At 64.5% G+C, this 19,208-nt stretch carries 19 protein-coding genes and 1 pseudogene; 9 read left to right on the plus strand and 11 right to left on the minus strand.

Annotated elements, in window-relative coordinates; genetic code table 11:
• Positions 1–168, plus strand: a pseudogene (locus tag JKL46_RS35580) (succinyl-CoA--3-ketoacid-CoA transferase); the annotation flags it as partial.
• A 333-nt stretch (positions 169–501) separates the two neighbouring features.
• Here the strand turns inward: JKL46_RS35580 and JKL46_RS16825 are convergent.
• The 3 genes from JKL46_RS16825 to JKL46_RS16830 all read right to left on the minus strand — a co-directional run bounded on the left by JKL46_RS16825 (position 502) and on the right by JKL46_RS16830 (position 2,121).
• On the minus strand, positions 502–849 hold the full coding sequence (locus JKL46_RS16825; protein WP_201834903.1) for a DUF6665 family protein: 348 nt from the start codon (positions 847–849) through the stop codon (positions 502–504).
• 253 nt (positions 850–1,102) lie between these two features.
• Positions 1,103–1,234 (minus strand): hypothetical protein, encoded by a 132-nt coding sequence (locus JKL46_RS36325; RefSeq protein ID WP_281399887.1) that lies wholly within the window; start codon positions 1,232–1,234, stop codon positions 1,103–1,105.
• A 308-nt stretch (positions 1,235–1,542) separates the two neighbouring features.
• On the minus strand, positions 1,543–2,121 hold the full coding sequence (locus JKL46_RS16830; protein WP_201834905.1) for a TetR/AcrR family transcriptional regulator: 579 nt from the start codon (positions 2,119–2,121) through the stop codon (positions 1,543–1,545).
• A gap of 144 nt (positions 2,122–2,265) precedes the next feature.
• Here JKL46_RS16830 and JKL46_RS16835 point away from each other — a divergent pair, with 144 nt between their 5' ends.
• On the plus strand, positions 2,266–3,021 hold the full coding sequence (locus tag JKL46_RS16835; protein ID WP_201834907.1) for an oxygen-binding di-iron domain-containing protein: 756 nt from the start codon (positions 2,266–2,268) through the stop codon (positions 3,019–3,021).
• A gap of 790 nt (positions 3,022–3,811) precedes the next feature.
• On the opposite strand, the gene JKL46_RS16840 is transcribed toward JKL46_RS16835, so the two are convergent.
• Entirely contained in the window at positions 3,812–4,423 is a 612-nt protein-coding gene (locus JKL46_RS16840) for a hypothetical protein (RefSeq protein ID WP_201834909.1), read from the minus strand.
• 342 nt (positions 4,424–4,765) lie between these two features.
• Here JKL46_RS16840 and JKL46_RS16845 point away from each other — a divergent pair, with 342 nt between their 5' ends.
• From JKL46_RS16845 to JKL46_RS16860, 4 genes are all read left to right on the plus strand, one after another.
• A complete protein-coding gene (locus JKL46_RS16845) occupies positions 4,766–5,509 on the plus strand; it encodes a hypothetical protein (RefSeq protein ID WP_201834911.1) in 744 nt (247 codons plus the stop codon).
• Between the two features lie 71 nt (positions 5,510–5,580).
• Positions 5,581–6,021 carry a hypothetical protein gene (locus JKL46_RS16850; protein ID WP_201834913.1) on the plus strand — a complete coding sequence of 147 codons (441 nt, stop codon included), beginning with the start codon at positions 5,581–5,583 and terminating at the stop codon, positions 6,019–6,021.
• Between the two features lie 109 nt (positions 6,022–6,130).
• Positions 6,131–7,105, plus strand: coding sequence for a PGN_0703 family putative restriction endonuclease (locus tag JKL46_RS16855; protein WP_201834915.1), 975 nt, complete (start codon positions 6,131–6,133; stop codon positions 7,103–7,105).
• A 539-nt stretch (positions 7,106–7,644) separates the two neighbouring features.
• On the plus strand, positions 7,645–9,333 hold the full coding sequence (locus JKL46_RS16860) for a hypothetical protein (RefSeq protein ID WP_201834917.1): 1,689 nt from the start codon (positions 7,645–7,647) through the stop codon (positions 9,331–9,333).
• A gap of 653 nt (positions 9,334–9,986) precedes the next feature.
• Here JKL46_RS16860 and JKL46_RS16865 read toward each other — a convergent pair.
• Positions 9,987–10,691 (minus strand): hypothetical protein, encoded by a 705-nt coding sequence (locus JKL46_RS16865; protein WP_201834919.1) that lies wholly within the window; start codon positions 10,689–10,691, stop codon positions 9,987–9,989.
• 89 nt (positions 10,692–10,780) lie between these two features.
• Positions 10,781–12,223 carry an ADP-ribosylglycohydrolase family protein gene (locus JKL46_RS16870; RefSeq protein WP_201834921.1) on the minus strand — a complete coding sequence of 481 codons (1,443 nt, stop codon included), beginning with the start codon at positions 12,221–12,223 and terminating at the stop codon, positions 10,781–10,783.
• A 90-nt stretch (positions 12,224–12,313) separates the two neighbouring features.
• On the opposite strand from JKL46_RS16870, the gene JKL46_RS16875 reads away from it, so the two are divergent.
• From JKL46_RS16875 to JKL46_RS16880, 3 genes are all read left to right on the plus strand, one after another.
• Positions 12,314–12,985 carry a hypothetical protein gene (locus JKL46_RS16875; RefSeq protein ID WP_201834923.1) on the plus strand — a complete coding sequence of 224 codons (672 nt, stop codon included), beginning with the start codon at positions 12,314–12,316 and terminating at the stop codon, positions 12,983–12,985.
• Between the two features lie 180 nt (positions 12,986–13,165).
• A complete protein-coding gene (locus JKL46_RS36330; protein ID WP_281399888.1) occupies positions 13,166–13,288 on the plus strand; it encodes a hypothetical protein in 123 nt (40 codons plus the stop codon).
• A 251-nt stretch (positions 13,289–13,539) separates the two neighbouring features.
• Positions 13,540–13,833 carry a hypothetical protein gene (locus tag JKL46_RS16880; RefSeq protein ID WP_201834925.1) on the plus strand — a complete coding sequence of 98 codons (294 nt, stop codon included), beginning with the start codon at positions 13,540–13,542 and terminating at the stop codon, positions 13,831–13,833.
• A gap of 491 nt (positions 13,834–14,324) precedes the next feature.
• Here JKL46_RS16880 and JKL46_RS16885 read toward each other — a convergent pair whose 3' ends face one another.
• From JKL46_RS16885 to JKL46_RS16905, 5 genes are all read right to left on the minus strand, one after another.
• Positions 14,325–15,488: a tyrosine-type recombinase/integrase gene (locus tag JKL46_RS16885; RefSeq protein ID WP_201834927.1), complete on the minus strand. Its 1,164-nt coding sequence runs from the start codon at positions 15,486–15,488 to the stop codon at positions 14,325–14,327.
• A 2-nt stretch (positions 15,489–15,490) separates the two neighbouring features.
• On the minus strand, positions 15,491–15,826 hold the full coding sequence (locus JKL46_RS16890; RefSeq protein WP_201834930.1) for a helix-turn-helix domain-containing protein: 336 nt from the start codon (positions 15,824–15,826) through the stop codon (positions 15,491–15,493).
• Between the two features lie 381 nt (positions 15,827–16,207).
• Positions 16,208–16,450, minus strand: coding sequence for a hypothetical protein (locus JKL46_RS16895; RefSeq protein WP_201834932.1), 243 nt, complete (start codon positions 16,448–16,450; stop codon positions 16,208–16,210).
• Positions 16,443–18,422 (minus strand): AAA family ATPase, encoded by a 1,980-nt coding sequence (locus tag JKL46_RS16900; RefSeq protein WP_201834934.1) that lies wholly within the window; start codon positions 18,420–18,422, stop codon positions 16,443–16,445. The genes JKL46_RS16895 and JKL46_RS16900 overlap by 8 nt, the downstream gene beginning before the upstream one ends.
• Before the next feature lie 128 nt (positions 18,423–18,550).
• Positions 18,551–19,156: a hypothetical protein gene (locus JKL46_RS16905; protein WP_201834936.1), complete on the minus strand. Its 606-nt coding sequence runs from the start codon at positions 19,154–19,156 to the stop codon at positions 18,551–18,553.
• Positions 19,157–19,208: the final 52 nt, after the last annotated feature.

The following is a 19,208-nucleotide window of genomic DNA, read 5'->3' on the forward strand; positions in this document are numbered from 1 at the left end:
GTCGATCTGGTGATCACCGATCTCGGCGTGTTCGCCATCGACAAGAAGGGCGGCACCGGCATGAGCCTGATCGAGCTGGCTGAGGGCGTCAGCGTCGACGAGATCAGGGCCAAGACCCAGGCCGAGTTCAAGGTCGACCTCAATAAAGCCCGGTCCGACGCGGCCTGAAACTCCTCATGCGCCCGAATTCCGATTCTGCTTAGGAAAGCAGGATTGGATACATAACGTAGGCTTGATCCGCGAAGATGAATCCTTGCTCGATCCTCACGCGCGAGGGTCGCCTCATAGCGTTGAAGTGGACGTTCATAAAATCGGAACAAAGTCGCATTTCGATCCGTTTCAGACCTTCCCAGCCCGGCTCATGAAAGGGTCCGTTTAGGCGGATCGAAGGTCGGTGGTGCTCGGTACCTAGAACATTTTTCGGCGAAGTGGATCCGGTTCGCCGTCAAAAAATGCAGCAAAGCAAAGAAGAGAGATGATTCCACGCAAGTGGAAACAGCTCTAGTCCGCCTTGCGCCTGACCTGCCCAACCCGGTTCAATACCTCACGCGGGATGCCGTAATCCTTCACCACGGCCTCCCAGTTCCGGAACCCGCACAGCTCCCGCTGGATCATGAAGGCCCAGACCAGGTCGGCGGCATCATGCAGCATTGCACGACGCCGTTCCTCCCCGCCCGTTCCATGCGCCGCCGCATCGAAGGCACGCAATGCCGCAAGGGCCTGTTCCACTTGGCCAGCCAGACTCCCCAACGTCTGCGCCTTTTGCTCGCGCAACTCGTAATCGAGCACATTCCATCCGGTTTCCAGGCTGGGGCTCGTCGATAGGCTCTGGGGGATGCGAACTACCATCTCTGGACCCGGCAATAGTTGACGACGAGAACCAAGATGATGCCGTCATGCTCATGATTGAACGCGACACCCTGGCGCAAGCCAGCATAGCCGTTCGTCAATCGGCAAGCGATAGGCCGGGATGCTTCCGATAACTCGGGGCGTCGTTCATCGTCGCCACGACTGTCTTGCGAACTCGCGTCACATGAGCATGACGGGTGGCTGAGCCGCAGGTCCTCTCCCATTCCGGCCCGACGCTCGATGCGGTTCGATCTCAAAGAGGCATCGTGGCCACGTAGATCGCCAGAATGAGCAGGACGCATGCTCCCAAGGTACCGGCGATCCAGGGCGCAAGTTGGATCCTGTAGTGCTCCTCCAGGCGTCTTTGGTGTTTGCGGCGGGACATCGGGCGCCTCCCCCGGTTGATTGGCGCTCGGTGAGGCGCCGGAGCGATCTTAATACGATGGCGGCTGCACGACGACTCCGTTCCGGAGCATTAGAACGTCGACAGGGCCTGGCATCGTAAGCCTCCTCCTGCCAGACCGGACCAACGGACGAGATCCGCATGCTGGTCAGGGCTGAACCCCGGGCACGTGACCATGGGCGCCTTAAGTTACTCCTCTTCCTCGCCATCGCCCCCCGCTGGCCGACGTCTTCGAAGCGGCCGAGCCCTGGTCCGCTGCTTCATGTTTACGGCGGCGGTGCCGCCAGTGTTCATGCTTCCTTGGCGCAAGCGATCGCTTGGACCATGGCTCTGACAGCCGCCTCCAGTTCGAGGCCGCTCTCGCGGACCAGGGTCCGCCATGTGAAGAAGCTGAGCGCCAGCCTCAGCACGGTCCGCTGCGCCATGCCCAAGTCCGCTCCGAGCACCTCCTGATAGGTCGCCGTGAACGGGCCGTATCGCAACTCGGCGATCTCCTTCGTCAATGGGTGGTATTCGGCATCCCGCAGCACGCATGCGGCCAACTCGGCGTTGCGTTCGTACCAGCCGTAGATCGCGACAAGGCCAACCCCGAGGCGCTCGGCCCGATCCCCAATCGTCCGCCAGGCTGCCGCATCAGGCAGGGGATCACGCTCCAGGGACAACCCCGAGCAGGCCAGGAAAAGGCTGCGCTCATCGGGAAAGTGAGCGTAGAGCGTGTGCCGCTGAACGCCGGCCCGCTCGGCGATCATGCTGAGCGAGGTGAGCGCCGGACCGACGCTGCCGTGCAGATCCACGGCGGCTTCGACGATCCGCAGCCTGGTCTCCGCCTGCTGTTCCGCACGCTTCTTGAGGGTGTAGGTCCGGGTCATGTGTGTTTCGGCACACGGCACTGCGCCGCCATATTGACCACCTGCCATTTTCGCTGCACATGATTGTACGTTCAAATGTGACTGCTGTCCATCGTGCCCAGTCCGGCCGGTGGCGACCACCAGGATGATCGCGTGGAGAAAGTCATGGAACCCAACATCAGCGAAATCGCCGACGGCATCTATCGGATCTCCGTTTTCGTCCCGGAGATCGCCCCACCGGTCGGCTTTACCTTCAACCATTTCCTCGTGCTCGGCGACGAGCCGCTGCTGTTCCACACCGGGTTGCGAAAGATGTTTCCGCTCGTGTCCCAAGCGGTGTCCCGGGTCATGCCTGTTCACAATCTGCGCTGGATCACGTTCGGCCACTACGAGGCCGATGAGTGCGGCGCCATGAATGAATGGCTGGCCATGGCCCCGGACGCTCAGGTGGCGCATGGGATGACGGGGTGTCTCGTGTCCCTGAACGACATGTCGGATCGACAGCCGCGGGTGCTGGCGAACGGCGAGATCATTGATCTGGGCGGAGGAAAGAGGGTTCGTTACCTCGATACCCCGCACACCCCGCACGGGTGGGATGCCGGCGTGATTTACGAGGAGGCGACCGGAACGCTGCTCTGCGGCGATCTCTTTACCCAGCTCGGCAATGGCCCGGCGCTGATGGGAGGCGACATCGTCGGTCCGGCGACCGCCGCCGAGGACCTGTTCCAGTACTCCAGCCTGAGCCCCGACATGGGAACGACGATCCGTTCGCTCGCAAAGCTGTTGCCACGGACGCTGGCGCTGATGCACGGACCGTCTTTCTCGGGCGACGGCGGAGCGGCGCTCAATGCGCTGGCGGATGAGTACGACCGCCGTACGTCCGATCGCAGGCAGGCAATCGCTCAGGCCACGGCCGCTTAGGCAGAACTAAGAGAAGTTCACGATCTCTGGATGGGCTGGCTCGCGATGACCGTGGGGTGGCACCGGATCCAGCCGACGCTGCCGCTGAAGCAAGTCGTCCGCCGAGGCTGGGGCCCGTGGCCATCCTCTCCTTAGAAGTACGGGCTTTCGCTCGGTCCCGGATCGCTCTCATCTTTGCCAGGACCAGCATGGGATCGTTGCCCGGGAACATTGGCTCGACCTGTGATTGTTCTCTGTCGTCCTCGTTGTTTAAGTGCCGGATCCTTAGGGTCTCGAATGCGATTTGGGAGAGGGACGCAAGGATGTTGGCCCGCCTCCTGGTCTCATGAGCGCCGAGCGCCGAACGCCCCGAGGTGGGACCTTTTGCCGCCCGGATCAAGGGTTTTTGAAATGCGAATTTGGAAGAGCCACCTCCCCCCGGAGCGGTCCAGGTAGGGCGGGCGCCGAGCAAGACGGCGCGATTCGGGTGACGATACCGACACGTGTACACCTCAATGCACGTACGCCGGGGAAGCGGAAAATCCTTCCGTCTGCGTACCTTATAATTGGCGAAGAGTCGGGAAAGACTTGGCGGAGAGGGGGAGACTCCGGTCCCGCCGCCCAAACTCCTTATTTTCCAAGAGCTTCGTGGCTGCCGCTGCCCCGCCGGTGTAGCACCCCTGTGGGGCCCAGAACAACGGGCATTGCGCATCGGATCCATGCCTTTCAGTGGTAGGCCAGAGGTAGGACAGGCGTTTCTGGGCCCGAGGGTCGAGAGCATGGGCGGCGAGCCGCCCATGCCGCTGTTCGGTTAGCGCAGGATGCGGAAGGCAACAGCCTGGTGCCGCCGGGAGCGTTCCAGCGTCCAAGCGGCGGCATAGCCCGGGACGAAGCCAGAATATGCCGTGATCGCTTGAACCAGGTCCTCGACCATCGCCCAGACCCTGGGATCGGCCAGATGGCATTCGGCATGCTGGACCAACTGGTTGAAGTGTCCGGGGCCGACCAATTGACGGATCGCGAGGACATCCCCATGGGCGCCCCTGAACAGCGCCCGGGAATTCGGTGTGACCCCCATGTTCCTGAGGTGGATGTGCTCCGCAGCCACACCCGCCGCACCAATGATGGCCTGCTCCCTGACCAAGTCCGCCTGGTTCCGCGGTTGCCCCACGCGGGCACGGAGGGCCACCAGGCGAGGATTGCAGTGGAACGAAACCCAGGCCTTGGTCATCCCGGCGGTGACGATAGGACCATTGATTTGGTAGATCCCCGTGATGTGGCCGAGCACGGCATGCCCAGCCTCATGATAGGCGACCTGGAGGTTCTGCGGCGTGAACGGAACCGCAGCGGCATGGTGATGGGGAAGGTTAAGCTGGGTGGGAGTACGGCGGCGCCTGCCGCCCAGGTAAATTGTCAGAGGCATCTTTGTCTCGATTTGAATTGTTGCAAAATAACTTAAGCTGAATGGTGTCGTGCCTTGCCTCGAAAAATGAGGCGAAGACGGGACAGCCCCGGACATTCACGGCATCGACTTGTGCATTATCGGCAACTGGGCAGTCAGACCGCAATATATTTATTTTCCTAGAGAGTAGGATTTTTATTTCTGGCCGACGCTGACGCAAGCACACAGGTGCCGCCGGAGTATGGAATGCTCAGGAGCCAACAGGCTTCATAGGGGGAAAGCGGTTTCACCCTCTGCGAGGGCTACGGCCTTGACAACGCCAGCAAGAAGATATTTCTTGTCATTAAGAAATGAGGTCTTGCCGTGAACCCGCTGCCGATGCTTGCCTACATCATCCCTGCCGATGCAATTTCGCCAGAGCACCACCCTGCTCTTGAAGCTCTCGGGTTGCCGGTGCTCTCACCTGCGCCCCAAGCAAGTGCCAACGTCTCGCCATCGATCCCGATTGGCGGATCGGAGAGCATGCAAGCCGTGGCCAAGCCGGTGGCTGAGATTGTCGCTGCGCTCACGAAACGTCCGCCGTTGAACGAGCGACAAACGTTCATCCTCGCGACTTACTGGCGGGCTTGGCGTGACGGTGAACCGCCGCTTCCGATCTCAACCATCGCTGAAAGGCTTGCCGCCGAGCAGCCCATAACGGGGGAACGTGCCAGCGCCTATGTCGAAGGTGCTCTCCGGGCGTTCGGAAAACGTCTTGGCGCAACACTCTCCGAGGTTCCTCTGTTGATTGGAACTGACCGACTGGGAGATGGCGTTGCCGACGCCCTGCCTTTGTTGGCCATGTTCCAAATCTCAAAAGGGCCCGATGGCCGCAATCGGCATAAGCTGACTGACAGTGGCGCAGCCGCAGTCGCGATGTCGCTGGGCTTGACCCAAGCTGGCACGCCGGCCGCCACGCCGCTTGCAACGGAGGACAGCCCCGACGAGATCGTGACGCTGGCGATGACACGCCATTCAGCCGCCCTGGTCTTCCGTGTCATGAACACAATCGGCTCCGGAGTTGACGATGCCATCCAGCAAGCGACAGCCCGCATGGGGGCGGGTTGATCGACAGTACCCGCAGGTCTGGGGAGTGACCGAAACAGCATGTCGCACCGAAGCGATGAAGGACAAGACAAGTGGCATATGACCCCGATGGCGAAACCAACCCCGAGAACTTGCGCACATATATGGCCCGAGTGAAGGATAAGCATCCTGATCTTTATCGTCGGGCCTTCCGGCGTCTTTGCACGCTCACCGGCCGCAACGCCGACGATCCCTTGGAAGCGGAGTTTGATGCCTGTGTGGCGGCGCTTGAGCAAATCTACCTTGAGGAAAGCGGCAGACGGAAACGGGCACGTCGAATCAGCGACAAGCGCGCCCGTGATGGGGTGGTGGAGACATTTCGGTATTTGGCAATGAAGAAGGAGGCGTCTGAGGGCTTCCACCATCTGGTCCAGAACGGACTTCCCGAGTTTGCCGCTGAACACGTCATCATGCGCTATCCGCAACGCTTTCCCACCGAAGCAGTCGATGCCGCCCAGCATCGGCTTTCGGCTCACGGGATCCCACTGCCATGAGCGTTTGGCCTATCGGACGACCAAGGCGTTTAGGGCTGGATTACTTTCTTGATCGGCAAGGATCGTCCTGCAAAGCGTCAGACGATCAGAACACGGCAGGGGAATGGTTTTGAAGTCCGCATTTATCGCATCTCAACGGAAAGCTCAGGCGGCGTTCTTCGAGCGCACCGTGCCGCCGGACTCGATCAGACCCAGCGAAGGATGGCGCCTCTTGAAAGGACTGCGGGGTCTGAACCTTGCACCCACGATCCGTGAATCGATGGAAGTGTATTTTGGGCCTCCACGAAGCATCACATGGCATCAACATGCCGACCATGGCCTGTCCTCCCAAATCTGTTGCCTGAACTTTCTGGGACCGCTCGCAACCAACCCTGATCTGCTGTCTCAAGTCATTGGCCATGCGCTGGGGATCGCGGAGCCGCGCATGCTGCCCGTCGAGGAGGGGCCGGGCGGAGAGCGCTGGTTCGTGGGATTTGAATGGACGGGCCTTGCCAACCATCTGGGCGAATGGGCGAAGGGCGCTAAGTCGGCCACGCGAGGGGCCAATGCGACCAGCGCCGACGCAGTGGTGCGGTTCGAACGCGAGGGAAGGATCGAGACACTCCTCATCGAGTGGAAATATACCGAGGAATACGGTGCGGCCATCGACGAGAAAGGAAACGCCACACGCGTTATGCGCTATTCTGACAAGGCTTTCGCGCCTAATGGGCCTGTACGGGCAGATCTCGGCCTGACGCTTGAGGACTTCTTTTGGGAGCCGTTCTACCAGTTACTCCGCCAGCAGATGTTGGCGTGGCAAATGACCAAGGCTAAGGAATCCAGTGCCGACCGAGTCCGTGTGCTGCACATCTCGCCGGCAGGGAACAGCGTCCTTCGCAAGGTCACCGCGCCAAACCTGAGGCGGTTCGGCGACGACGCGTTCAACGTGTTCCGTTCGGTCCTAGTTCAGCCTGACGACTTTCTGAGCCGGACAACTCATGAGGCGTTCGGGCCCTTCATTGACGCAAATCATGGCGACCCTGCCGCACGGGAATGGGCACGGTACCTGCTTGATCGTTACGGCTCTATCCTGGATACCGCGTAGGGCGCCTCATGCCCGGCGCCTTTCGCGTTCAGGAATGGAACATGTTGGACCAAACGTTCCAATCGTCTCTTCGCGAGCATCTGGTCTGACAATGTCTAGGAATGCTTAGAGGCGTCGTTGGTCCTACGCGATCAGAACTGGGTTATGTGGGGCGTTCGCCTGCCAAACGGAACGAAGCGGAAGAACTCGGTTCCTGATCTCTGTATCAGATTTCCTAAGGTGGGTTGGAGCGCGTCATCCAGATGGGAGTTAAAAGATGCCCCCTCAGTGACCGGCCGACCGGGGACCTCCCGGAAGAGTTCAAGCATACCTGAGGCTACCATCCGTCATCTCTCGTTCTCCTTGATGATTAAGTGATTGGCCCTGGGATCCACCGAATCTGCCAAGTTTCACTAGCCTACAGCGGTATCAGGCCGTCGTTTGCCCTTGGGGTATGGCATAGTCCCCTATATGAGCCTCCACACGCGTGTATGATTCATCATCCAATTAAAGAGGGATAGATGCGGCAAGGTTGGTTCGAGTTCGAAGATGTGCGTTCTATGCAGCGTGAGTCTTGGATCACGCTTCGCCAGTCCCAGGAGTACAAGTACCGCGATGGCTCTGAGGAGTTTGTCGGCATATCGTCGCTTGCGATACCGTCCACCAGTCGTGCGGCGGCGGACAAGCTCACGTGGGATCAACTCGGTCTTGATCATCACGCTCCCGAAGTCGGCCCCGAAAACTACGTGTCTAGCGATGTCCACGAGAATTGGGGCGGTGATCCGATTGGAGTACGCCTCGTCTTAGACCAGCGCCGCGAGGATGGGGGGCCAGATGTCTGGCACCTGCACCAGGATCTCGTGATAGCGCTAGGGCTTGTCAAAGAGGGTAGTGTCTGGCTCCGCCCCGATGAGGGGTGGTACGAAGTCGCGAAACTTGAACTTGACGAAGAGTCGGAGCCGCGTCGCATGCTGATACGCGCGGAGTTCCTTGGTGACTATCTCGCAGCCCGCAGTATGGCACTCTATCTTTCGAGTTACCGGTCGCGATCAGTGTGCACCGAAGATCGTCCATCTTTTGCATGGCCACCAGGTGGTCTCCGCCGGAACGCGGGTAGGGACAGGCTGGAGGCCGACATCCTCAACGAGGAGGATCTAGGTGGCGGTACGATGGTCGTTTTCTCGGCGCGGCGGACCGATCTCGATCAGCACGATGACAATCCGGTGCTAGAATTTCCTAATGACGCCAGCGTGGAGACAGATGTGAGGGTGGTCTCCGGTTCGAGGGGCGGGGGGTACCAGGTTCTCGCGCAGCTTTGGAGAACGGAATGGTTCGACCCGCCCGGCCGGAGTGTCCGCGTGCGTGGGGACAAAGAACTGTCTGGCGTATCCTTCGCTATTGATGCGTCCGGCGCTCGCGAAACAAGCGAAAATCTCAAGTCTGGCCCGCTCCGATGGCTTTGGTTTGATCCCGCGGTTGTGCGGAGCCTGCTGTCAGGGAGACGTGGAGCTGTTCTAAACTGGCTTACCCGCGACACTGGAATTGTCGGGGCAACTCGTCACGGCGTCCACTTCGGTGTGAACCCGCTTGGCTTCATCAACGTGCTTGCAAAGGACATCGGACACCTTCCGGCATGGGAGCAGCGTGTATGGAGCACGTACAGCGTCGTTCCCGAAGGCGGTGTATCGGATGAGTTGCTCGCATCCCAAGTGCGCGCTTCCCCAGCAGTGACGATTGCGCCAGAGGCGCGCCTACCGGATGCATTGTCCGGTCTTGAGAACACATTTATGGAAAGGACGGGGAGACGGCTGCTTCGGGATCATGCTACAGCTGAGCGGCTCCTCCGGAGCATCCATCGCTTCAGGGCCGCAGATGCTGACGGTATCTTCGCTCTTGCCAAAGACGCCTTTCGGCTTTTTGCGGAGCGCATTGATGTTAGCCAACTGGACGCTGTTGTGCCTCCTCCAAAGAAAGAGAGGCAGGGATCCCTCAAATCTCTGCAGAGAGTGATCGCGAGCGTCATCCCGGAGAGCGATGCCTACTCACTGATGTCACCGTTCTTCGGGATCGCGGACTTGCGGCAGGTCGATGCTCACCTGGGCAGTAGTGACCTTGAAGCCGCCTTTCGCAACGCCAAGGTGGACCAGCATGCGAAACCAACAGTGCAGGGGCTGCAGCTTGTTCAGTCATTCGTTGAAGGATTGGAGGCGGCGACTGAGTCGATCAAGAGGTTAGCCGCTGCAACTTGAGTGGCTCTTTCTAAAGTACAGTGGCTCTTGGTAGGACGACACCTTCTATATTGGCGTGCTCAGACTGAATCTAGCCTCTGGCACTATGACATTGGGCCAGTGTCGCAGCCAGCGATGGGATCACGTCTGAGGTGATGGAAATCGCATCTGGCTCCTGCAAGGGTCCACTGTGAGGTGTGGCAAACTTTGAAAGTGAGTAAGCACAGTTAATCCACACCGCACAGCTGAACAATGACGTTAGACCATAATAGAGCCACTCCCATCAGTACCTTGCCACAGCGCTTCCTTGAACGCCGTGGCAAGGTAGCAGCGTCATCGGTTGTCGATCAGATGTCGCTGGTCCTGGACAAACAGGATTGGGGACGAAATGAGCCTTCCAGGCTCGTCGGGGACGAACCGGAGCACCTCGGATCCTGAGGCCTGGATAACGTCACCCAGCGTTGGCTCGAAAATCTCGTCGAGACGGCAAATGGGCTTGGCGGAGATTTGGCGGAAATGCCCTCGGACACCCCCGATTTCGACCGTTTTCTCCGCTTTCAGCCCATCGAAATCCGGCTCCTCCCGAGGGGATTCGTCAGCGGAGCCTCTGACTGGTAAGAAGGGGTCTGGTCGCGGGATGCGCTCTCACACCGGCGAACCATGCCGCGAAGCAGTCATCTTGCATGCGCCACCATCAGGAACTCCGAGACGATCCGTCGAGTGGTGGCGATACAGGGCTCAGTAAGGCTCGAAGTCAGGTAGCGTTCCCTCAGGTTCGGCCTGGCGGTTGCGAGGATGTCCTCCTTGAAGAACTTGCGACCATTCCTCGGCGATAGGAACCGGATGGCCTGGCATGGGATCGCGCGATGTTCGGCCTCCTCGCGGATAGCCTGTGCCGAAGGCTCGAAGACCGTTCCGTCCAGGCCCGAGAGGAGGACGAGACCAACGCGCTTCATCACGGCGGGATCGAGCTCGAAGATGCCCCGGGCATGGGCGGCCAGATGCTCCCTCATCTGCTGCCGGACGATGCCTTTGTCAGCCACGGCATTCAATTGGCCTTGCGGGATCGCATCCGCGATGATGATCGGCGAACACCTTCGCTGCCGACAATGATCCTTCAGCCACGACGCGGAGCGTGAAGGATCGCCCATGTCGTGCATCCGGCCAGTGATCCGGTACGCCATGTGCCAGAAGCCGCAGTTCCGCGCTGCCTTCCTGTCGGCCGGCGTGAGGCCGTCGAAGTCATACGGCCCGGCCACCATCTCCACGGGCGCGCTGTGGTTCGGCTCGCGTCCGACCACCAGGATCAGGGGGAACCGATGCCGCGGGTCTCGGGTCGAGCCGTAGAAGATGAGGGCAGGATGGGTTGCTGAGTTCATGCAGAATTCCTTGAAGTGAGGTCGCTTAGCCTGGGGGCGCACGGCTGATCCCTGGCCGGGTTCTGACGGGCCAGGGCTCGGCTCCGGTTTCAGGCGGCGGCCGCGAGGGTGCTGGCCTCGAAGAGGGCCTGAGCCATGCCTTGGATACGCGCACCCCAGGCCAGCTGAGCGAGCCAGTGCTCAGGGATGCCGGACAGGCCGTAGAGGGCGCCGGCGATCTGGCCCGCGACGGCGGCGGTGGTATCGGCGTCTTCGCCCAGGTTGGCCGCGAGCAGGACCGCGGTCTCGAAGCTCGTGGTGCGCGAAACTGCCCAGATCGCGGCGTGCAGGGACGCGACCACATAACCGGTGCCCCGGACCTCGTCTCGCGGCTGGCCCGGGCGGAAGCCTTTCACGCGGCTTGCGGCTCCGGCGACGATCTCCGGCATGGACCGGCCGGCGATGGCGTCCGCCAGGATCAGTGCCAGGGTTTCGCAAGCATTGACGGCCTCCGCGGCGGCATGGGTCGTGCGCGACTGGTCCCGCGCCACCCGGAGCAACGTGTTTCGGTCGGACCAATGCCGGATGACCACCGGCGCCAGGCGCATCATGGAGCCATTGCCGGCCTTGTCCGGATCCGTCGACCCGGCGAAGGGGTCGCCTGTCTTCTCGAAGCATCTCAGGGCTTCCGCCGTGGTGATGCCGATGTCGAAGCATGCTCCCGTGCAGGAGTAGGTGCCATCCCGGTTCCAGGCGACGAAGCGTTCCATCAGGTCGTGGGCGTCGAGGTCCGGGTGGACGGTCAGGCTGTCGGCGAGGGCTAGGGCCATCGCCGTGTCGTCCGTCCACTGCCCGGGCCTGAGGCCGAAGGGGCCGCCCCCGACCATGTCGTGCAGGACGGCTTTCGGCGGCTTGCGCGAAAACTCCAGGGTCGTTCCGAGCGCGTCGCCGACGGCGAGCCCCACCAGCGCCCCGATGGCGCGGTCGCGGATGGCGTGGAGGCCCGTGTCCACCTCGCAGTCGGCGGCCTTGCCGCGCCGGACCCAGTCCTCCTGCGCACGGTTCTCGATGGCATCGGGGCTGCGGGCGGCCCGCACGTCGCAGATCGCCTGTTCGGGATCGGCGCCCATCTCGACGAGCAGGCGGGCGGCGATGGTCCCCGCGCGGCCGAGCCCGCCCTTGCAATGGACGAGGACGCGGGCGCCCGCCTCAAGCAGCGTCCGCAGGCGCTTGGACGTATCGGGCCAGACGGCCTCGAAAGCGGCATCAGGCGCATGGTAGTCGGCGATGGGAAGGTGGTGCCATTCCATGAAACGGGCGCGGACCTCGTCCCCCAGGGTCTGGATCCGAAGCTCGGCGAGCTCCTGCTCAGTCACCAGGGTGACAACCGCGGCGGCGCCCCAGGCGGCGACCACGTCGAGGTCCTGATGCAGATCCCGATCATGGGTGCCGCTGTAGGCGCTCACCTGCTTCTTGCCCGGCGCGAAGGTGACGCCAAGCATGCCGCCCGCGTTGCCGACGGGGATTTTCGCGATGCGAAGGATTGAGGGCATGTTTCTTTCTCCGTGTTACCTTCGCAGTATCGCCGAACGGCCGCGCAAAAGACGGCCTGTCGGAATTTTCCGGATTGAAGGATGGGGCGTATGCAGGACGAAGGGGACCGGCCACAGTTCGTGGGCTTCTATTGGACGTTTCCGGTGAAATGGGCAGGGTTCACCGACCTCTCGTGCGATGCGGACGAGGCGGCACGGCAGAGCCGCACCATCCGCTATCAGCGCGAGCTCGTCCAGCGGCACGTGCGGGAACGGCGGGGCGACCTCGTCGATGAGCTGGTCTTCCTTGAGGTCAGCCCCGACCGTGGGACGCCGCAGGTCAGGGACGGGCTTGCGCGGGCACGCCGCCACTGCGTCGAAGGCCAGGCGACGCTCCTCTGGGTTAACTTCGCGCAGAGCAACGGCTGGCGCCCGCACCCTCACCTGCATCATTGCCTTTACGACATGGGAATGCGGAACGAGCCGCTGGATCCCATTGAGTGGCCCATTGATGGCGAGCCCTTCAACCCGACTGCGCATTTCAGGGATTGGCGGCGCCTGGGCGACTTGAGCCAAGCCCAGCGCCAGGAGGCGATCCCCCGGATGCTCGCGGCGGCGCTGGACCGGGTGCCCGCTGGCCGCGGTCGGCATGGCCGGATCGCCGGATACCTGAACCAGTCAAGTGTGCGGACCAAGACCGGAGTGATGTGGACAGCCGACACCGTGGGCAAGGCGATCCGGGCCCTTGTCCATGCGCCAGGAAATGGCGCGGAGCATCCCTGAATGGAAGGACAAGGGAAGCAATCCATCGAACTCGCGCCAAGAGGGTGAGGAGTTCCGTTCCGTGCGGTTGTCGGTCTCTGCGGCCAGTCTGCGTCTCAGCACGCAGGACATCGGGCCGCCGCGCAGCAGGTCTCGGGGAGAGACGAGCACGAGTTCTGGGTCGACGCGAGCGGGGCGGCCATGCCGGCCCTGGTGCTCGCCCTGCTCAAGGAGAAGTTCGCGGGCCGCAGCGACGCGGTGGAGGCATTCCGCGAATTCTGCCTCGCGAACGGAGTACCGCACCAGTCTGACACCTGGCCGTAGTCAGCCAAGCCGCAGCTGCTTGGCGCCCGGCCGCGCCTTCGGACAACCACAAGGCAGCGCGCGGGGGGACGTCGGCGTCGCGGCCGATTTGCCGCTCGACGCAGTCCTAGTGCGGCTCTCGCCCATTCCGGAATAAAAGCAAGAATTAGGAACGTAATGCTTGACTTTATGGCCAAGCTATGAGACACTGTCACAGTTCGGCCAATCGATTTTTAAGGCTCGGACGACTTTATTTGGAACAGGATATTTCTATGACTTCTACAACTGACTTCGAGCTTTGGCTCGAATTGGGCAACGAACCCGAAACCCACGACGAAAGCTATTCCCTCTACCGCGCCTCGCATGGGGAATCCTTTGCGGCCTACACCGTCACGGACGATGGGGGAAAGCGCTTCGTCAAAGGACCTTCCGGCGACACCTTGGCGCTTGTCTCGGAGCAAGCGATCCAAGCCTTCCAGAAACACATCGAGCGGTTCAACCCTGACCCCGATCTCGGCTGGGAGGGCATGATCGCCTATCGCAGCGCGATGGCAAAGGAAGACTGATCAGTGCCGCGGGCCCGCACGGATGCTTCCATGCGGGCCCGTCTGGATTGGGTTGTGTATCCAATGCTGCTTCGAGGATTGCTGTGGTTATCGGGGTCACGAGCACCCTCTGGGCCTCGATCTTGGAGCCCTTCGGGCAACAGCCGTTAAGCCTCCAGAACTTGGCACGGGTGAGCGACCGGTTCCAAGATCAAGGTGGGACAAACCGCGAACGAGTCTGGGAGTTATCTGGGACTTTGTGCACCGAACGGTGCTTTTCCGTGCTGTTAAGCTAGTTTCCCGCACCTGTTTTGCTCGCCTGCAGAGAGGCGGATCCGCGGCCAAAACACGAGGCGTTTCAGGCGCTTGGGTCGCGGGAAGGCTGGCAGGGGCGGAGGGGATCGAAGCCCCGGCATCGGGTTTTGGAGACCCGTTGTCCTGGGCGCGAAAGCGCCGATGCCGCAAGGGCTTGCGCGGCACCGGGGGCAGGGGTCTGGGACTTGTCTGGGACCTCAGCCGGTCGTCCCGCCGGCCTCGCGCGCCTTGCGCCGCCAGAACCGCACCCTGACCGAGACCATGCGCATCCCGTCGCCGACGTCGTCGGTCGTGATGTAGGAGTAGGTCTTGCTGGTCAGCGCGATGGTCGAGTGGTGCAATCCTTTGGAGGCGGCGGCGATGCCGGCGACCCGGGTCATGCGCGCGCCGAAGGTCTTGCGTAGGTCGTGGATGTGCAGGTCGTCGACCCCGGCCGCCCGGCAGAGCGCGCGCCAGGACGAGGCGAAGCCATTGGGCGTGACCGGATAGCGCTGGCCGCGCATGTACCGGTGCCCGCGGCGCGGCTCGGTCCAGGTCTTCTGGGCGACGAAGGTGAACACGAACTCGGGATGACGCCCCCGTTCCCGGCGGAGGAGCTTGCGGATCTCTGCCGTCATCGGCACCTCCCGCGCCGTGCCGCCCTTCACGGTCACGCGGATGACGCCCAGAGACCAGTCGACCTGCGACCAGCGCAGCAGCGCGTTGCGCTTCCGCAGCCCGGAGAGCAGGGCGAACTGCCAGAGCGGCCGGAGGTCCCCGCGCCCGGCCCGCTCCAGCGCGAGCTCCTCCTGGATCGTCATCTCGCGCTGCCGCGGCTTCTCGCTCTGTCGGTGCCGGCGCCAATGCGGCATGTCGGGCAGGTAGAGCTTCCAGACGTCGCGGGCGCGCAGCAGGAGCTTCCGCAGGAGGTCGGGGACGCTGCGGTTGACCTCGGCGGGCGTCACACGGCCGAGCTTCGGGTCGCCCCACCGATGGGTCGCCTTGCGGTTCGCCACCAGCCGCGCGACGAGATCGTCGTCGATCTCGGACAGCGGCGTGCCGTCGCCGATCTCGTCGGTCAGCCAGTCCATGCGGGCCCCGTCCGACCATGCCAGTCCGACCTCGCGGTGGTAGCGCTCCACGGCGGCTAGGAGCGTCATAGCCTGCGGGCGTCCGCGGCGGCGTGGGCCCAGGCCGACTTGTTGCGCAACGAGACGCTGGCGGGTCTCCCGGGCCACACGGATCGCCTCCCGCTCCTGCGTCTCGCCGGTCGAGCCGGTGATCCGGGTGCCGCCGACCACGAAGTCGAAATGGTAGCAGGGCGACCGGGCAAACTTGGTGACGAGCTTGGGCCGACGTCCGCCGTGTCCACCGCGCGCCATGGTCAGGCCCCCTTCCGCAACCGCCGCGCCGCCCGTTGCGCGGCATAGCTGTCCCCGTCCGGCGCTGGCCCGGCCGTAGGCCGCGGCGTGCCGCGCATCCTTTGGCCAGGCGCGTGCGGCGGCACCAGCTTCCGGCGGCGCACGAACGCCTCCAGATCGTCATCAAGGATCCTCAGGTCATGTCTGTCGGATCCCCGGCCGACGTTCACGGCCGGCAAACTCCCGTCGTCGATGTGGGCCTGGACCTGGCGCGGCGAGATCGCCAGCTTCTCCGCGACCTCCGGCACGGTGTAGGCGCGGTCGAACAGGAACTGCAGGAACGTGGTCCATCCGCCCATGGCTGAATTCTCCCCTGTCGGGCCCCCGCGGCCGGGGGCGTGGTCTTGGTCCATCCGTCCCTCCTTGTGACTCCGCCCCCGGTCACCTGCAAGCAAAAAGTCATTATTTTACAGTTACTTGAGCGGCAACCAAAGGTTCTGAACGGCGACTCGATCCGTCATCGCGCTCAAACGATGGGTACGGCTATTCATCAGCGCGGGGGCGGGTCGCGGTGCGCCGTTCGTGCAGACCGCTTCATCGATCCTCGCGCAGGATCTGTCGCGCGGTGCAACCGCCAGCTGAGCCTTGCGTCGTGGACGCCGTCCGGCGCGGGGTCCCCGGCGCCGTCAAGGCGCGCGCCCCAAGGTCGCTGCCGGGGCCTCGGGCGCCCTGGCCCACCCTCATCGGCCGGCTTCCGGGTCCCGGGCCATGCGCTGATTCGCGCGGGCTCGCCCCAGCGGGAACCGCACCACCACGCCCGGCCGGACGGGCCGGTGGCGGCGGGCCCGGCGCTCCGCCTCGGCCTGGGCTGCGGCGGCGATGCCCTGCAGCGCCCGGCCGACCGCGTCGCGGTAGGAGGCGTCGCCGAGGGCCTGGCGGACGCCGAGGAGCCGCACCACGACGGCGGCGAGCCGGTCATCCATGGCGCCCTCCCGCGTTGCGCCGCCGCCTCGTCGTCCGGGCGTAGTTGCGGAAGATGCGGAGGAAGTCGCCTCCATCAAGATGACGCCGGGCGACGAGCAGCTCGGCCACGGCCTCGACGAGGACGCGGTGCTCGCGCACCAGGGCGAGGGCGCAGGCGTAGAGCCGGCGCAGGTCCGCCTCGACCGTGCGCCGCAGCTCCGGGTCGAGGGCGACCAGCCCGAGCGCGGCCTCGGGGGAGGCGCGGTAGGCCAGGGTTTCGCCCAGCCCGAGCGCCCCGTGCAGGCTCGCGAGCAGGCCGGTGGCGATGGCCAGGTCCGAGGACGCGGAACCGCCGGCCCCGGACGACGCCCCGCCGCAGATCATCTCCTCCGCCGCGCGGCCGGCCAAGCCCACGATCACCATCATCTCCAGGTCGGCTCGCCGCAGCGCCGGATCGTAGGCCGAGCGGGTCAGGACATAGCCCCCGCCATGGCGGTCGACGAGGGAAATCGCGGTGACCTCGGCCGCGCCGGTCAGGTGCGCCACGCAGGCGTGCCCCGACTCGTGTAGCGCGCAGCGCCGCAGCGTCGCCGGCGAGCGGATCTCGGGTGGCGCGACCTCCGCGAGGAGGTCGGCGAAGGCCAGGGGGCGTCCTGCGGCGCGGGCCCGGCGCCGGGCGCCCTCGACCCAGGCCGCCGCCTGGGCGCCCGATGCGCCCTCGCCGAGCCGGGCGACCGCAGCCAGATCGGTCCCGGGCAGGTCGCCGCCGAGGTGCAGGCGCAGGATGCCGGCCAAGGCCGTCGCGTCCGGCGGCTGGATGCGGATGATCCGGGACAGGCGACCCGGCCGGACCAGGGCCTCGTCGAGCCTTTGGGGAAAGTTCGTCGCCCCCAGCACCACCAGTTTGGCGGTCGCCGTCGACAGGCTGCTATCGAGAGCCAAAAGCACGTGAGAAACCAAAGTTCCCCACCACGGAGTGTCCCGCTGGATGAGGCTGGCCCGGTTGGGGAGGGCGTCGAGCTCATCGATGAAAAGCACGGCGGGAGCATGCGCGTTCGCCGCGGCGACGGCTTGGTCGAAGGACCTGAGGACGGAGTCGAGGTACGATCCCGCGGCGAACCAGGCGCTGACGGACGTCGTCACCAGCGGCAGGCCGGCGGTGCGGGCCAGGCTCCGCGCGAGCAGGCTCTTGCCCAGCCCTGGCGGGGACGCCAGCACGGCGCGGCGGTCGATGGCATCGAAGGCCAGCTCGCCCCGGCGCCACGCCTCGATGTCAACGACCAGCCGGCGCGCCCAGGCCATCGCCTCGCCGTAGCCGCAGAGCTCGGACAGCAGCGGCGCCGCGGCCACGCCGGGATCGGTCAGGGCGCGTGCGCTGACCAACGCCTGGATCCGGCGGACACAGGAACCAGGTGAGGTCCGGAGGCGCACGGCGCTGCAAATTTCCTGATAATCGAGCCCGAGGCCTAGCGGCTCCGGCAGGCGGCGGGCGGTGCGCCCTGTCGCCGCCCGGATCACCCGGCGCAGGATCGCCGACGACGGATGTGGGATGGTGATCCGCAGGTCGGCCCCGCCGGTCAGCGTCGACGGCAGGTGCCTCTGCGGATCCGGCGCGACGCCGAGGATGCGGCCGCCACGGCCCAACACTTCCACGACCCCCTCGTTACCCCGGTCGGGCCGGTGGGACGCCCGATCCGTGCCGCTGCGGACGATGATCCGGTCCCACGACCCGAGGGACTCCGCCGCGCGCTCAACCGGCTCGACCCAGGCGGCGGAGGGCACGGCGATCACGACAGCGAGTGGCGTCGCCGTGGCGATGCGGCGCCGCGCCCGCCGGTCCAAGGCCGCGTCGAGGGCGTAATGGGCCAGGGCCTCCTCGGCGGGGACCGGCGGGACGATGGGCGGCAGGGACCGCCGCCCCGGGGCCGCATCCTCCAGTGTGAAATCATCGAATAAGGGATTGCTGTGGTTTGTGGTGTTGGTGTCGGGCATGGCTGCCTCACAGGGTTGGGCGGGCATGCGGCGGCGTGCGCCGGGGAGGTCCCGCCGGTCGACCATTAGGGTCGGGCGCGTGCGGCTGGTCAGGAGGGCGCGGACGGCCCTCGCCGGGCGGAGGCCGGCTAAGGGTGGCGCCGACGTTTGACTGGGGTCTCCGGGCCGAGCGGCGCACCGGTGAGATCGATCTCCAGCAGGTCGCGGCAGGCCAGCGCCAGGCAGACGACAACACCGTCGCCGGACGGCACCGCCCGGGCGGCCTCGGCCAGCGGCCGCGGGCCGCCCGCGAGCGCTTCCAGCACGCGGACCTGATCGGGGGCGGACACGGTCGCCCCGCGGCAGGCCCAGACGGCCCTGGCATTCATCAGCAGCGGTGACCCATGCACCTGCGGCGGACGGCGCCGTTCGTAGGCCACGCCGCGCTCGGCGTAAGCCGCCGCGACGGCCGCGTACCGGGGGCCCTCCATCGCGACGCGCGAGGGGTTCGGCACGTCGACGACGGTGACCCGCCCGCCCGCGATCAGATGCACATCCGGCTGGTGGGCCAGGACCTGACCCCCCACCCGGACGACGACCGGGTCCGCCGGTGCGAGCGCGTCGACCGTGGGGTCGAGCGTCGCCAGGATCAGGGTGTCGAAAACCGCACGGCTGCGCACCGGGATCGGCGCCAACGTCTTGCCGCCCTCGAAGCGGGCGACGGGGGCGGGGCGGGTGATGAAGAACGATCCCATGGCGAACCTCGGACAAGTTCCGGCGCGCCCGGTCCGCGTTGGGGCGGCCGGG

Source organism: Microvirga zambiensis WSM3693 (genome assembly GCF_016735695.1).
Taxonomy (GTDB): Bacteria; Pseudomonadota; Alphaproteobacteria; order Rhizobiales; family Beijerinckiaceae; genus Microvirga; species Microvirga zambiensis.